The sequence below is a fragment of the Streptomyces cadmiisoli genome (genome assembly GCF_003261055.1).
In the GTDB taxonomy this organism is placed as follows: Bacteria; Actinomycetota; Actinomycetes; order Streptomycetales; family Streptomycetaceae; genus Streptomyces; species Streptomyces cadmiisoli.
In genome coordinates this window covers 6,064,621-6,078,526 of the sequence record NZ_CP030073.1, presented here as the reverse complement: position 1 = coordinate 6,078,526, position 13,906 = coordinate 6,064,621, and the positions used below count along the sequence as shown (strand labels likewise).

Genomic DNA, 13,906 nt, shown 5'->3' with positions numbered 1-13,906 from the left:
CGCCACCCCCCTCCAGCGGCGCGCCGCAGCCCCGGTCCGCCCTCGCCGCCGTACGAAACGTGCCGTGGGAACATGCCGTACCGAGGGCCCCAGCCACTCTGAACCGGGGTGCCTGCCGGGCGGGAGGAATCTTCGCCGATGTCACTCTGATGGGGGAAACAGGGGCCGAGGAGGCCCCTGTTGTCCCTGCGTCAGATGTGGGCCGCGCCCGCGGCCGCGTCGGCGTTCTCGCCCCGCTTGGTGAGGAAGGCGACGAGGACCGCCACCGCGGCGACCGCGGCGGCCACCAGACACGCCAGGCTCATGCCGGAGATGAACGTCTGGTGCGCGATGTCCGTGATCTTCGCGGCGACGGCGTCCGGGGTGCCCGGCGCGATCGGGGGCACGCCCTGCTGGACGGCCTCCGCGGCCTGCGCCTCCTGGGCCGGGGTCAGCCCCGGAAGGCCCGCGTCGGCCCAGTTCCCGGGGAGGTCGCCGTCGACCTTGGAGGCCATGACGGCGCCCAGTACGGCCGTGCCGAGGCTGCCGCCGATCTGCATCGCGGCCTGCTGGAGGCCACCGGCCACGCCGGACAGCTCCATCGGCGCGTTGCCCACGATGACCTCGGTGGCGCCGACCATGACCGGCGCGAGGCCGAGGCCGAGCAGGGCGAACCAGACCGACATGACGCCGCTGCCGGTGTCCGTCTCCAGCGTGGACATGCCGAACATGGCGATCGCGGTGACCGCCATACCGCCCGCCAGCGGCACGCGCGGGCCGAACTTGGTGATCATCGCGCCGGCGAGCGGGGAGCCGACGATCATCATGCCGGTCAGCGGCAGCAGGTGCAGACCGGCGTCGACGGGCTTCATCCCGTGCACGTTCTGGAGGTAGAACGTCACGAAGAACAGACCACCCATGAACGCGATGGCCATCAGGACCATCAGCACCACACCCGCCGACAGCGCCACCGAGCGGAACAGGCCGAGCGGGATCAGGGGCTCGCGCACCTTCTTCTCCCACAGGGCCCAGACGGTGAAGGCCAGCACCGACACGGTGAGGAACGCCCAGGTCCGGCCGGCGCCCCAGCCCCACTCGGGAGCCTTGATGAGCGCCCAGACCAGGCAGAACATCGCGCCGGACAGCAGGCCGATGCCGAGCAGGTCGAAGGAGCGCGGCGCGTTCTTCGCGCGGTGGTCGTTGAGGATCAGCAGACCCATGACCAGGGCGAGGACGCCGACCGGCACGTTGATGTAGAAGACCGACTGCCAGCTGACGTGCTCGACCAGCACACCGCCGAGGATCGGGCCGCCCGCCGTCGAGGCACCGATGACCATGCCCCAGATGCCGATCGCCATGTTGAGCTTCTCGGCCGGGAAGGTGGCGCGCAGCAGACCGAGCGCGGCCGGCATCAGCAGGGCGCCGAACAGGCCCTGTCCCACGCGGAAGGTGATCACCGCGGCGATGCTGTCGGACAGGCCGATGGCCCCGGAGGCGGCGGCGAAGCCGACGACGCCGACGAGGAAGGTCTGCCGGTGCCCGAAGCGGTCACCGAGCTTGCCCGCGGTGATCAGGGAGACCGCGAGGGCGAGGAAGTAGGCGTTGGTGATCCATTGCACCTCGGCCCAGCTGGCCTTGAGGTCCGTGGCGATGGCCGGGTTGGCGATGGCCACGATGGTGCCGTCCAGGGCCACCATCATGACGCCCACGGCGACGGTTATCAGGGTGAACCAGGGGTGGCCGCGCAGGCCCTTGGCCGGCGCCCGATCCGACGGGGCCGACGGTGCCTTGTCCCCCGACCCCGTCGCGTCGATGGTGGTCTGACTAGTCATGTGTTCGAGACTAGTGTCAGTCTCTGACAGTTGACAAACCAATTCACAAGTCGGTAACTGTCACGTCACTCCCATATAGCCTGAACTGGCCAAACAGTTCGGAGGAGAGACCTTGAGGGACACAGCGGACACGGCACGGCCCGGACTGCGCGAGCGGAAGAAGCAGCGGACCCGGGACGCGCTGCTGCGCGCCGCGGTCGAGCTGTTCACCACCCAGGGATACGACCGGACGACGGTCGACGAGATCGCCGCGGCCGTCGACGTCTCGCAACGCACCTTCTTCCGCTACTTCTCCGGCAAGGAGGACGCCGCCCTCGCCCTCCAGAAGCTGTCGGTGGCGCACTTCGCCGAGGCGCTCGCCGCCCGCCCGCCGCACGAGCCGCCGATGGAGGCCATGCGGCGCGCCGTGCTGGACAACTGGGACCGGATGAACGAGGCCATCGAGGACGTCATCCCGATCGAGCTGTATCTGCGGATGTACCGGGTGATCGAGTCGACGCCCGTCCTGCTCGCGGCCCATCTGCGCCGTTCGGTGGACACGGAGGAGGAGATCGCGCGGCTGCTGGCCGAGCGCGAGGGCCTGGACGTCGACACCGATCCACGCCCGCGTCTGATCGTGGCGATATTCGGCGGGGTGATCCGGGTCACCGAGCGGCGATGGAGCGCCGGACCGGACCACAGCCTGGACGCGATGCGCGCGCTGATGGCGACCTACCTCGACCAGGTGGGACCCGCGCTGGCGGGGAACTGGCCGGAGCGCTGATCAAGCCTCTTTACCCAAACGTGATCCGCGTCACTCGTTTCACGCGAGACCCTCCCGTTCTCCTAGTGTGTCCTCCCAGTGACTTCCTTCGACACCTCCCCCTCGCTCAGCGTCTGGCGCGCACTGCTCGCGCTGGCCGTCGTGTTCGTGATGCTGGCGACCACCGGCTGGACGGCGCTGCGCAGCCACCGTTCCGAATCGGCGCTCCAGGCCTCCCTCTCCGACTGGCAGCACGGACGTCTGGACGGGCACCGGCTGCCCGACCCGGACACCGCCCCCGCCCGGCTGGCCCGCTTCTTCGCCTCGCTCACCGACCAGCAGCGCGAACACCTCGCGCACCGCTACCCGCTGGCGGTCGGCAACATGAACGGCGCGCCCGTACGGCTGCGTTACCAGGCCAACCGGATCGCGCTCGGCCAGGCCCGCGACATCGAACGCGAACGCATGCACGACAGCCGACTGAGTGTCACCGGACAGCAGGAGGCGGGCCGTCGTATGCACCGCCTCGGCACCCTGATGCGCCCCGGCCGGCACATCCTCGCCTTCGACCCCGAGGGTTCGGGCCGGATCGCCGAGGTGTTCGGCAATCTCACGAAGGCCGAGCGGATCTCCGTCGTCGTCCCCGGCGTCGACACCGACCTGCTCACCTTCCAGCGCACCAACCGCAGATACGCCGCGCCGGTCGGCATGGCGAAATCCCTGTACGCGGCCGAGCGCGCGGCCGGCCCGGCCACGCGGACGGCCGTGATCGCCTGGGCCGACTACACCGCGCCGAGCGGTATCGGCATGGACGCCGCCACCGTGATGCGGGCCGAGAACGGCGCGGTCCGGCTGAACGAGCTGGTGCGCGCGCTGCCGGGCCGGGCGCCGGTCTCGCTGTTCTGCCACAGCTACGGCTCCGTGGTGTGCGGGGTGGCCGCGCAGCGGCTGCCCGGCCGGGTGGCCGACATAGCGGTGGCGGGAAGCCCCGGGATGCGGGTGGCGAAGGCCGCGCACCTGCGCACCTCGGCCCGGGTGTGGGCGATGCGGGACGCCGACGACTGGATCGAGGACGTGCCGAACCTGGAGTTCGGCGGCCTCGGCCACGGCGCCGACCCGGTGTCGACGGCGTTCGGCGCGCGGGTGCTGTCGACCCGGGGCGCCCACGGCCACGCCGGCTACTTCGAACCGGGAACGCAGAGCCTGGCCAACTTCGCCGAGATCGGAGTTGGCTCGTACTCCGCGGTGCACTGCGCCGACAAAGCCGGCACGTGCCGGGCGGGTTTGTCCGACACCACTGCCGTCGGACGCGCGTAGAGACGCAAGAAACCGCGGTCCGCGCAGGGAGGGGACGAAAGAGCTCGTGCCGCATACGATGAGCCGCATGGGTGACGTGCTGGCCGGATTTCATGCTGCCTGGGAGTTCGAGTCCGACTCCGTGCTCATCCGCTACGAACGGGGGATTCGAACACCCAAGCTGTTCCAGGCGCTCGGTGAGCGCCGTGTGCCGCTGGCGGCCCTGCAGGGAGTCACGCTCGCCCCCGGCCGGCGCGGCACCGTCGTACTGCGCGCCGAGCCGCGGCCGGGAGCGGATCCGCTGATCGAGGCGGGCGCGGGCCAGCTCAAGGAGAGCAGCGACCCCTACCGGCTGGTGCTCCCGGCCGAACGCGAGACGCTGGCCGAGTACTACGCCGACGAACTGCGCGCCCTGCTCACCGAGTCGGGCCCCGCCGAGCGCCACCTCGTGCCCGCGCCCGAGACACCGCTGCACTTCAAGGCGTACGACGCGAAGGCGTCCTTCGACGGGACGTCCGTGGCCTTCCGCTGGTTCTGGACCGGCGCCTCGACGGCGAAGTGGAAGGCCGGCGACCAGAAGTTCGCCGTCGCCGACCTCAGCGGGGTCGAGTGGCGGTCACCGGAGGTCTTCGAGGGACATCTGCGGCTGCTGCGGCGGGACGCGCACGACCAGCCCGCGCAGGCCGACCAGGACCCGGCGGCCGTGGTGTTCGGACTGGGGTACGGGCCGGTGCACGAGTCGCTGCCGTTCGCCGCGGCGGTGCTGGCCGCGGTGCGCGCCGCGGGGCCGGCCGCCGCGCCGGTGCCGGCCGCCGCGCCGCGGCGCGACCCGGCCGACATCGCGGAGCGCATCCGGCATCTCGGCGAACTGCACCGGGCCGGGCTGGTCACCGACGACGAGTTCTCCGCGAAGAAGGCGGAACTCCTCGCGGAGCTGTAGCGCGCCGCGGGGGACGCCGCTCACTCCCGCCCGGCGGAGGTGAACGTCATGTCCGCGTAGCGGTCGCCCGAGACCTCCGCGGCGAGGGGCTCCAGCAGCGCGAGGTCGTCGTCGCCGAGCACGATGCGGGTGGCGGCGGCGTTCTCCTCGACGCGGGCCGGAGTGCGGGTGCCCGGGATCGGCACCACGGTCAGGCCGTGGACCACCGCCTGCTGCTGGGCCCAGGCCAGCGCGATCTGGCCGAGGGTCGCGCCATGACGCTCGGCGACCGCGCGGACCGGTTCCAGCAGAACGGCGTTGGCCGCGGCGTTGTCGCCGGTGAAGCGCGGCTGCTGGCGGCGGAAGTCGTCGGCCGTGAGCTCCTTGTCCGCGCTGGTGAAGGAGCCCGTGAGGAAACCCCGGCCCAGCGGCGAGTACGGCACCAGGGCCACGCCCAGCTCCCGGGCGGCCGGCACCACACCGGTCTCGATGTCCCGGCTGAACAGCGACCACTCCGACTGCACGGCGGCCACGGGATGCACGGCCTGCGCGGCCCGCAGCTCACCGCCGGTGACCTCGCTCAGCCCGAGGTGCTTGACCTTGCCCTCGCGGACCAGGTCGGCCATGGTGCCGACGGTCTCCTCGATCGGCACGTCCACGTCGCGGCGGTGCATGTAGTAGAGGTCGATCACCTCGACGTCCAGGCGCCGCAGACTGGCCTCCACGGCCCGCCGGATGTACGGCGGGTCGTTGCGGATGATCCGCCGCTCCGGTTCGTCCGGCGGGATCGCCAGGGCGAACTTGGTCGCGACGACCACCTCGTCCCGGTGCGCCTTGAAGAACGGCGACAGGAACCGTTCGTTGTCGCCGTCCCCGTAGGCGTCCGCCGTGTCGTACAGCGTCACGCCCAGCTCCAGCGCCCGCTCCAGGGTCGCCCGGGCCTGCGCCAGGTCCGTGGGTCCGTACGCGAAGCTCATGCCCATGCAGCCGAGGCCCTGCACACCGACGACGGGGCCGCCGTCGCCGAGCCGTACCGTCGGGATCCTGCTGTCGGTCATCGGGTCGCCTCCGCTTCCCGGACGTGGTCGGCGCCCGTGTAGAAACCGATCTTCCGGTCGAGCACGGCGAGCGTGTCCTGGAGTTCCGCGATCCGGGTCAGTACGTCCCGGCGGGTCCGCTCCAGCAGTGCGCGCCGCTCGCCGTAGGTGTCGTCGCCCTCCCGCACCAGCTCCGCGTAGCGGACCATGTCGGCGACCGGCATGCCGGTCAGCCGCAGCTTGCCGACGAGGTCGAGCCAGTCGAGGTCGCGGTTGCTGTAGCGGCGCTGGCCGGTGTGGGAGCGATCGATGTGGGACATCAGGCCGATCCGCTCGTACCAGCGCAGGGTGTGGGCCGACAGACCGGTGAAGGCGACGACCTCGCTGATCGTGTACCGGTCCTGGCCGTCGGGGCGGGGGCGCCGGCGCGGTGGGGCCGAGCAGTCGTCCCCTCGGGTGAGGTCTTGTTCGGTGGCTGCTGCCGTGGTCTGCATCACCGTCATGACCTCCACGCTATGACCTTGGAGTGCGCTCCAGGCAAGCGCGGAAGGTAAGAAATCGGCAGGACACCGTGGCCGCCGCAGGACCGGTGCGGCACCCGGAGACGACCCGCGGAACGGGGCGCCTAAGCTCGACGGCATGTCCTTGAACAGCCTGGCGTCGATCGAGAACTGGCCCGTGCCCTCCGCCGCGGCGGGTGTCGTACGGTCCGACGGCACGGTCCTGGGCCGGCACGGCCCGGCCGGACAGCGGTTCGCGCTGGCCTCGGTCACCAAGCCGCTCGCCGCGTACGCCGTGCTCGTCGCGTACGAGGAAGGGGCGGTCGACCTCGACGAACCGGCCGGGCCGCCCGGCTCGACGGTCCGCCATCTGCTCGCGCACACCTCCGGGCTGGCCTTCGACGAGCACCGGGTGACGGCCGCACCCGGGCAGCGGCGGCTGTACTCCAACGCCGGGTTCGAGCAGCTCGGGGACCATGTGGCCAAGGCGACCGACATTCCCTTCGCGGAGTACCTGCGGCAGGCGGTGCTGGAGCCGCTGGGCATGGCGTCCACCTCGCTGGACGGGTCCCCGGCGAAGGACGGGGTGTCGACGGTGGACGACCTGCTGCGGTTCGCCGCGGAGGTGCAGGCGCCGCGCCTGCTGGACGCGCGGACGGTGGCCTCGGCGACGACCGTGCAGTACCCGGGCACGAAGGGGGTGCTCCCGGGCTACGGGCACCAGAGTCCGAACGACTGGGGGCTCGGCTTCGAGATCCGGGGCGCGAAGTCGCCGCACTGGACTGGCGGTTCGTCGTCACCGCGCACGTTCGGGCACTTCGGGCAGTCGGGGACGTTCCTGTGGGTCGATCCCGACGCGGGGGTGTCGTGCGTGGCGCTGAGCGACCGTGCGTTCGGGGCGTGGGCGGTCGAGGCGTGGCCGGTGTTCACGGACGGGGTGCTCGCAGAGGTGCGCGGCTGACACCGCCCGCCGCACCGGCGCGGGACGGCGGACGGGCGACGCCGGGCTCCGACCGGCGGTTCCGGCCACCACGCGACGCCGTGCACGCGTCAGCGGCCGAGAGCCGCCGCGCGGGCGACGGCACGCGGTGCCGGACGCGCCCCGTGGCGCCCCGGGCCTAGGCCATCTCCCAGAGCAGCAGCTCGGCCGCCGTGACGCCCACCGCCTCCAAGCCGTCGGCGTCCGTGACGCGGGCCGCGTCGCCCGACCCCAGCGGCTCGCCGTCCAGGGCGACTTCGCCGCGGACCACATGGACGTAGACGTACCGGGCGTCCGGGACCGCGGTCCGCTCGCCCGGACCGAGCCGGCGGACGTGCAGCATCGCGCCCGCCTCCGGAACCGCGTAGGGCGTCGCGTCGGCGATGCCGCGCACGATCTCGTACGCCGGGTCGCCGCCCGGGGACAGCGGGGCCAGCCACATCTGCACGAAGGTCAGCGTGGTCTCGCTGCCGTTGCGCTCGACGTGCCGGACGCCGGACGCCGAACTGAGCCGCTGCACGTCGCCGGGGCGGACGACCGTCTCGTGGCCCGCCGGGTCGCGGTGGGTCAGCTCGCCCTCGGCGACCCAGGTGACGATCTCGGTGTGGCTGTGCGGATGCTCACCGAAGCCGGCGCCGGGGGCGAGCCGCTCCTCGTTGCAGGCGATCAGCGCGCCGAAACGGAGGTTGCCGGGGTCGTAGTGCGGCCCGAAGGAGAAGGCGTGACGCGACTCGATCCCGGCCTCCGGGTCGCCTCCGCGATAGCGCTCGTCAGCGCGCCGTACGTCCATCACGCACCCACCGTAGACGTCACCCCCGACCCGGCGGCGCGCACAGGCGTCCGGATGAGGCAGTCTTGTCCCCGTGCCCGAACCCGAAGCCAGTCACACCGACGCCGCCGCCCTCGGCGTGCACCCGCACGCCGCGACCCTGAAGCGGCTGGAGAAGTCCTCCGGCAGTCTCGCCGCCCAGGCCATCGCGCGGATGGACGAGACGCTGTCCTGGTACCGGGCCATGCCACCGGAGAACCGCTCCTGGATCGGGCTCGTCGCTCAGGCCGGTATCGCCGCGTTCACCGAGTGGTTCCGCCGCCCCGACGCCCCGCAGGCCATCTCCACCGATGTCTTCGGCACCGCGCCCCGCGAGCTGACCAGGGCCATCACGCTGCGGCAGACCGTCGAGATGGTGCGCACCACGATCGAGGTCATGGAGAGCGCGATCGACGAGGTCGCCGCCCCCGGCGACGAGTCGATCCTGCGGGAGGCGCTGCTGGTGTACGCGCGGGAGATCGCCTTCGCCACCGCCCAGGTCTACGCCCAGGCCGCCGAGGCACGCGGGGCGTGGGACGCCCGGCTGGAGTCCCTGGTCGTGAACGCCGTGCTCAGCGGCGAGGCCGACGAGGGCGCCGTGTCACGGGCCGCCGCGCTCGGCTGGAACGCGCCCGAGCATGTGTGCGTGGTGCTGGGCACCGCGCCCGAGGGTGACTCCGAGCTGACCGTGGAGGCCATCCGGCGGGCGGCACGGCACGCCAAGCTCCAGGTGCTGACGGGTGTGCTCGGGGACCGGCTGGTGGTGATCGCGGGAGGCAGCGACAATCCGCTCGCCGTCGCCAGGTCGCTGATCGGGCCGTTCGCCGCGGGTCCCGTCGTCGCCGGGCCGATCGTGCCCGACCTGCTGGCCGCGACCCGGTCCGCGCAGGCCGCCGCCGCCGGGCTCAAGGCGTGTTCCGCCTGGCAGGACGCACCGCGGCCGGTACTGGCGGACGATCTGCTTCCGGAGCGCGCGATGGCCGGGGACCCCGGTGCGCGTGAGCAACTGGTGGAGGAGATCTACAGACCGCTGGAGGAAGCCGGCTCGGCGCTGCTGGAGACGCTCAGCGTCTATCTGGAACAGGCGAGCAGCCTCGAAGGGGCCGCCCGGATGCTGTTCGTGCATCCCAACACCGTGCGCTACCGGCTTCGACGTGTGACTGACGTCACCGGCTGGTCGCCCTCCGATGTGCGGTCCGCGTTCACGCTGCGCATCGCGCTGATTCTGGGGCGTCTGGCCGATGGGGACACCCAACCCTAGGCTTTTGTCGGGGGCCCACAAAACCCCTCCGTGTTCTTCGTCCTTGTCCCCACGGGCGGCCGTGCCCGTCCCCAAGAGAGAGTGTGAGAGTGCTCGTACTCGTCGCTCCCGGCCAGGGCGCCCAGACGCCCGGCTTCCTGACCCCCTGGCTCGAACTGCCCGGTGCCGCCGAACGCGTCGCCGCGTGGTCGGACGCCGTCGGACTGGACCTCACCCACTACGGCACGAAGGCCGACGCGGACGAGATCCGTGACACCGCCGTGGCGCAGCCGCTGCTCGTCGCCGCCGGGATCCTCTCGGCCACGGCACTGGGTGCCCACCCGCTCGCCGTCGACGCGGCCGGCGCCCCGTCCGTGGTGGCCGGCCACAGCGTCGGCGAGATCACCGCCGCCGCGTTCGCCGGCATCCTCGACGACACCGCCGCGCTGACCCTCGTGCGCCGGCGCGGCCAGGCCATGGCCGGGGCCGCCGCCGTCACCGCGACCGGGATGTCCGCGCTGCTCGGCGGTGACCCGGAGGTGTCCGTCGCGCACCTGGAGAAGCTGGGCCTGACCCCGGCGAACGTCAACGGTGCGGGTCAGATCGTGGCCGCGGGCACGCTGGAGCAGCTCGCCGCGCTGAACGAGGACAAGCCCGAGGGCGTCCGCAAGGTCGTCCCGCTGAAGGTGGCCGGCGCGTTCCACACCCACCACATGGCGCCCGCGGTCGACACGCTGGCGGAGGCCGCCAGGGCGCTCACCCCGGCCGACCCCAAGGTCACCTACGTCTCGAACAAGGACGGGCAGGCGGTCGCCACCGGTGCCGAGGTCCTGGAGCGGCTGGTCGGCCAGGTCGCCAACCCGGTCCGCTGGGACCTGTGCATGGAGACCTTCCAGGAGCTCGGTGTCACCGCGCTGATCGAGGTCTGCCCCGGCGGTACGCTCACCGGCCTCGCCAAGCGTGCCCTGCCCGGCGTCAAGACGCTGGCCCTGAAGACCCCCGACGACCTCGACGCGGCCCGCGAGCTCGCCGCAGAGCACTCCTGAGCCTCCCTAAGGAGCCCGACCGAATGCCGAAGATCAAGCCCAGCAAGGGTGCCCCGTACGCGCGCATCCTCGGCGTGGGCGGTTACCGTCCCACCCGAGTCGTGCCGAACGAGGTGATCCTGGAGAAGATCGACTCGTCCGACGAGTGGATCCGCTCGCGTTCCGGCATCGAGACCCGGCACTGGGCGGGCGACGAGGAGACCGTCGCCGCGATGTCGGTCGAGGCCTCCGGCAAGGCGATCGCCGACGCCGGGATCACCGCCGAGCAGATCGGCGCGGTGATCGTCTCGACCGTGACCCACTTCAAGCAGACCCCGGCCGTGGCCACCGAGATCGCCGACAAGCTGGGCACGGCCAAGGCCGCCGCGTTCGACATCTCGGCCGGCTGCGCGGGCTTCGGCTACGGTCTGACCCTCGCCAAGGGCATGGTCGTCGAGGGCTCCGCCGAGTACGTCCTGGTCATCGGCGTGGAGCGGCTCAGCGACCTGACCGACCTGGAGGACCGCGCGACGGCCTTCCTGTTCGGTGACGGCGCCGGCGCGGTCGTCGTCGGCCCGTCGGACGAGCCCGGGATCGGCCCCACGGTCTGGGGCTCCGAGGGCGACAAGTCCGAGACCATCAAGCAGACCGTGCCGTGGACCGACTACCGGTCCGGCGAGGTCGAGCGATTCCCTGCGATCACGCAGGAGGGCCAGGCGGTCTTCCGCTGGGCCGTGTTCGAGATGGCGAAGGTCGCCAAGGAGGCGCTGGACGCCTCCGGGCTTTCACCGGAAGAACTGGACGTCTTCATCCCGCATCAGGCCAATGAGCGGATCATCGACTCGATGGTGAAGACTCTCAAGCTGCCGGAGAGCGTCACGGTCGCCCGTGACGTGCGCACCACCGGCAACACCTCGGCCGCCTCGATCCCGCTCGCGATGGAGCGGCTCCTGGCGACCGGCGAGGCGAAGAGCGGCGACACCGCGCTCGTCATCGGTTTCGGGGCGGGTCTCGTTTACGCCGCCACGGTCGTTACCCTCCCCTAGGCACTCCGTGCCGGATCATGCGATCCGGTGCGGGCGCAGCACCACCCTGCCGCTCACGCGGCGGACGCCAAACCCTCTGGAACATCTACGAAGGAGCGCCTGACATGGCCGCCACTCAGGAAGAGATCGTCGCCGGTCTCGCGGAGATCGTGAACGAGATCGCCGGCATCCCGGTTGAGGACGTCCAGCTGGACAAGTCCTTCACCGACGACCTGGACGTCGACTCGCTGTCCATGGTCGAGGTCGTCGTCGCCGCTGAAGAGCGCTTCGACGTCAAGATCCCGGACGACGACGTCAAGAACCTCAAGACCGTGGGCGACGCGACCAACTACATCCTTCAGCACCAGGCCTGAGCCAACCCTTAGGCCGGGGGCTGCCGGCCCCGCCACCCGGCGGTGGCGCCGCTGAATCCTCGTATCCGTTGGAGAAAGAATTCCCGTGAGCTCGACCAATCGCACCGTGGTCGTCACCGGTATCGGCGCAATCACACCGCTGGGTGGCGACGCAGCCTCTACCTGGGAGGGCCTGGTCGCCGGACGTTCCGGCGTCAAGCCCCTGGAGCAGGAGTGGGCCGCCGACCAGGCGGTCCGTATCGCCGCGCCGGTCGCGGTGGAGCCGTCCGAGTCCATTCCCCGGCCGCAGGCCCGCCGTCTGGACCGCTCGGCGCAGTTCGCGCTGATCGCCGCTCAGGAGGCGTGGGCCGACGCCGGTTTCACCGCCAAGGCCGGCGACGACAGCACTGTCGACCCGGACCGGCTCGGTGCGGTCATCGCCTCCGGCATCGGTGGCGTGACGACCATGCTCGACCAGTACGACGTGCTCAAGGAGAAGGGCGTCCGCCGCGTCTCCCCGCACACCGTCCCGATGCTGATGCCGAACAGCCCGTCCGCGAACGTGGGACTGGCCGTGGGCGCCCGGGCCGGCGTGCACACCCCGGTCTCCGCGTGCGCCTCGGGTGCGGAGGCCATCGGTTACGCCATCGAGATGATTCGTTCCGGCCGCGCCGACGTCGTCGTCGCGGGTGGCACGGAAGCGGCGATCCACCCGCTGCCGATCGCCGCGTTCGGCAACATGATGGCGATGTCCAAGAACAACGACGACCCGCAGGGCGCCTCGCGGCCGTACGACGTGGCCCGCGACGGCTTCGTCCTCGGTGAGGGTGCCGGCGTGGTCGTCCTGGAGTCCGCCGAGCACGCCGAGCGACGCGGTGCGCGCGTCTACGCGGAGGCGGTCGGCCAGGGCATCTCCGCGGACAGCCACGACATCGTGCAGCCCGAGCCGGAGGGGCGCGGCATCGCCCAGGCCCTGCAGAACCTGCTGGACCGCACGGGCCTGGACCCGGCCGAGGTCGTGCACGTCAACGCGCACGCGACGTCGACGCCGGCCGGTGACATCGCCGAGCTGAAGGCGCTGCGCAAGGTGTTCGGTGACGACACCGACCACATCGCCGTGTCGGCCACCAAGTCGATGACCGGTCACCTGCTGGGTGGCGCGGGCGGCGTCGAGACCGTCGCGACGGTGCTCGCCCTGTACCACCGGGTGGCTCCACCGACGATCAACGTGGAGAACCTCGACCCGGAGGCCGAGGCCAACGCCGACGTGGTGCGCGGCGAGGCCCGGAAGCTGCCGGTGGACGGCCGTATCGCCGCCCTCAACGACTCGTTCGGATTCGGTGGCCACAACGTGGTGCTGGCGTTCCGGACGGCCTGATTCCCGCTGTACGTCGACGGCCCGGACCCCTCGTGGGGGTCCGGGCCGTCGACGTTCGTGGTGCGTGCTGTGCCGGGGGCGGCCGCCGCGTGGCCAGGCGCGGGGTTCCCCGCGCCCCTGGGGGCCTTTCAGACGACCTGGTGCAGCCAGCGGACCGGGGCTCCCTCGCCGGCGTACCGGAACGGCTCCAGCTCGTCGTCCCACGGCTTGCCGAGGAGCTTGGCGATCTCGGCCTCCAGGTCCGTCTCGCCGCGCTGGGCGCGGACCAGGGCGGCGCGCAGCCGGTCCTCGGGGATCAGGATGTCGCCGTGGATGCCGGTGACGGCGTGGAAGATGCCCAGGTCGGGTGTGCAGCTGTAGCGCTCGCCCTCGGCGCTGGGGCAGGGCTCCGCGGTGACCTCGAAGCGCAGCATCTGCCAGCCGCGCAGCGCGGACGCCAGCTTGGACGCGGTGCCGGGCTCGGCCTTCCAGGAGAACTCCGAGCGCCAGGTGCCGGGAGCGGCGGGCTGCCGGATCCAGTCGAGGTTCACCCGAATGCCCAGCACCCCGGCGACGGCCCACTCGACATGCGGGCACAGCGCGCGCGGCGCGGAGTGCACGTACAGAACTCCACGTGTCGTCACCGGGACCTCCGTGCAGAGCGGGCAGGATGCGCTGGGGCTGGCGGTGGTGACCAGGCAGCCCCGCTGATGGCGAGGCTACCGTGCGACGGCGCAAGGAGTGTGACGTACCGTCGGTCCCGGTGCCGGGAAACTCCCGCCATTCACCCGGCAGGACGCTTGTACGGCCGTGA

The 13,906-nt window shown here is 71.8% G+C and carries 14 protein-coding genes; 9 read left to right on the top strand and 5 right to left on the bottom strand.

The window, feature by feature from the left end; translation table 11 throughout:
- Nucleotides 1-191 precede the first annotated feature (191 nt).
- A complete protein-coding gene (locus DN051_RS26530; protein ID WP_112439634.1) occupies nucleotides 192-1,811 on the bottom strand; it encodes an MFS transporter in 1,620 nt (539 codons plus the stop codon).
- Between the two features lie 112 nt (nucleotides 1,812-1,923).
- Between DN051_RS26530 and DN051_RS26525 the strand changes: the two genes are divergently transcribed.
- The 3 genes from DN051_RS26525 to DN051_RS26515 all read left to right on the top strand — a co-directional run bounded on the left by DN051_RS26525 (nucleotide 1,924) and on the right by DN051_RS26515 (nucleotide 4,789).
- Entirely contained in the window at nucleotides 1,924-2,574 is a 651-nt protein-coding gene (locus DN051_RS26525; RefSeq protein WP_053758592.1) for a TetR family transcriptional regulator, read from the top strand.
- A 78-nt stretch (nucleotides 2,575-2,652) separates the two neighbouring features.
- A complete protein-coding gene (locus DN051_RS26520) occupies nucleotides 2,653-3,870 on the top strand; it encodes an alpha/beta hydrolase (protein WP_112439633.1) in 1,218 nt (405 codons plus the stop codon).
- Nucleotides 3,871-3,937: 67 nt separating this feature from the next.
- The gene (locus DN051_RS26515) at nucleotides 3,938-4,789 is read left to right on the top strand and encodes a DUF4429 domain-containing protein (RefSeq protein WP_053758594.1); all 852 of its coding nucleotides are present in this window, start codon (nucleotides 3,938-3,940) and stop codon (nucleotides 4,787-4,789) included.
- Nucleotides 4,790-4,809: 20 nt separating this feature from the next.
- Here DN051_RS26515 and DN051_RS26510 read toward each other — a convergent pair whose 3' ends face one another.
- Together DN051_RS26510 and DN051_RS26505 are read right to left on the bottom strand one after the other, a co-directional pair.
- Entirely contained in the window at nucleotides 4,810-5,826 is a 1,017-nt protein-coding gene (locus tag DN051_RS26510) for an aldo/keto reductase (RefSeq protein WP_053758595.1), read from the bottom strand.
- Entirely contained in the window at nucleotides 5,823-6,308 is a 486-nt protein-coding gene (locus tag DN051_RS26505) for a MerR family transcriptional regulator (protein WP_053758631.1), read from the bottom strand. Before DN051_RS26505 ends, DN051_RS26510 begins: the two co-directional genes overlap by 4 nt.
- Nucleotides 6,309-6,444: 136 nt before the next feature.
- On the opposite strand from DN051_RS26505, the gene DN051_RS26500 reads away from it, so the two are divergent.
- On the top strand, nucleotides 6,445-7,266 hold the full coding sequence (locus DN051_RS26500) for a serine hydrolase domain-containing protein (protein WP_112439632.1): 822 nt from the start codon (nucleotides 6,445-6,447) through the stop codon (nucleotides 7,264-7,266).
- Between the two features lie 157 nt (nucleotides 7,267-7,423).
- Here the strand turns inward: DN051_RS26500 and DN051_RS26495 are convergent, their stop codons facing one another.
- Nucleotides 7,424-8,074 carry a pirin family protein gene (locus tag DN051_RS26495; RefSeq protein ID WP_107093908.1) on the bottom strand — a complete coding sequence of 217 codons (651 nt, stop codon included), beginning with the start codon at nucleotides 8,072-8,074 and terminating at the stop codon, nucleotides 7,424-7,426.
- Between the two features lie 73 nt (nucleotides 8,075-8,147).
- Between DN051_RS26495 and DN051_RS26490 the strand changes: the two genes are divergently transcribed.
- The 5 genes from DN051_RS26490 (at nucleotide 8,148) to fabF (ending at nucleotide 13,113) form a co-directional block, all read left to right on the top strand.
- Entirely contained in the window at nucleotides 8,148-9,353 is a 1,206-nt protein-coding gene (locus DN051_RS26490; protein ID WP_053758598.1) for a PucR family transcriptional regulator, read from the top strand.
- Between the two features lie 89 nt (nucleotides 9,354-9,442).
- Nucleotides 9,443-10,378: an ACP S-malonyltransferase gene (locus DN051_RS26485; RefSeq protein ID WP_053758599.1), complete on the top strand. Its 936-nt coding sequence runs from the start codon at nucleotides 9,443-9,445 to the stop codon at nucleotides 10,376-10,378.
- Between the two features lie 23 nt (nucleotides 10,379-10,401).
- The gene (locus DN051_RS26480) at nucleotides 10,402-11,403 is read left to right on the top strand and encodes a ketoacyl-ACP synthase III (protein ID WP_053758600.1); all 1,002 of its coding nucleotides are present in this window, start codon (nucleotides 10,402-10,404) and stop codon (nucleotides 11,401-11,403) included.
- A 104-nt stretch (nucleotides 11,404-11,507) separates the two neighbouring features.
- Entirely contained in the window at nucleotides 11,508-11,756 is a 249-nt protein-coding gene (locus tag DN051_RS26475; RefSeq protein WP_053758601.1) for an acyl carrier protein, read from the top strand.
- Nucleotides 11,757-11,841: 85 nt separating this feature from the next.
- Nucleotides 11,842-13,113 (top strand): beta-ketoacyl-ACP synthase II, encoded by a 1,272-nt coding sequence (gene fabF / locus DN051_RS26470; protein WP_053758602.1) that lies wholly within the window; start codon nucleotides 11,842-11,844, stop codon nucleotides 13,111-13,113.
- A gap of 128 nt (nucleotides 13,114-13,241) precedes the next feature.
- On the opposite strand, the gene DN051_RS26465 is transcribed toward fabF, so the two are convergent.
- Nucleotides 13,242-13,736: a DUF3145 domain-containing protein gene (locus DN051_RS26465; RefSeq protein WP_053758603.1), complete on the bottom strand. Its 495-nt coding sequence runs from the start codon at nucleotides 13,734-13,736 to the stop codon at nucleotides 13,242-13,244.
- Between the last annotated feature and the right edge of the window lie 170 nt (nucleotides 13,737-13,906).

Bases quoted from the DNA above. Each gene is read 5' to 3' on its own strand.
- DN051_RS26530 (WP_112439634.1), bottom strand. From the start codon at position 1,811: ATGACTAGTCAGACCACCATCGACGCGACGGGGTCGGGGGACAAGGCA.
- DN051_RS26515 (WP_053758594.1), top strand. From the start codon at position 3,938: ATGGGTGACGTGCTGGCCGGATTTCATGCTGCCTGGGAGTTCGAGTCC.
- DN051_RS26510 (WP_053758595.1), bottom strand. From the start codon at position 5,826: ATGACCGACAGCAGGATCCCGACGGTACGGCTCGGCGACGGCGGCCCC.
- DN051_RS26505 (WP_053758631.1), bottom strand. From the start codon at position 6,308: ATGACGGTGATGCAGACCACGGCAGCAGCCACCGAACAAGACCTCACC.
- DN051_RS26500 (WP_112439632.1), top strand. From the start codon at position 6,445: ATGTCCTTGAACAGCCTGGCGTCGATCGAGAACTGGCCCGTGCCCTCC.
- DN051_RS26495 (WP_107093908.1), bottom strand. From the start codon at position 8,074: ATGGACGTACGGCGCGCTGACGAGCGCTATCGCGGAGGCGACCCGGAG.
- DN051_RS26480 (WP_053758600.1), top strand. From the start codon at position 10,402: ATGCCGAAGATCAAGCCCAGCAAGGGTGCCCCGTACGCGCGCATCCTC.
- DN051_RS26475 (WP_053758601.1), top strand. From the start codon at position 11,508: ATGGCCGCCACTCAGGAAGAGATCGTCGCCGGTCTCGCGGAGATCGTG.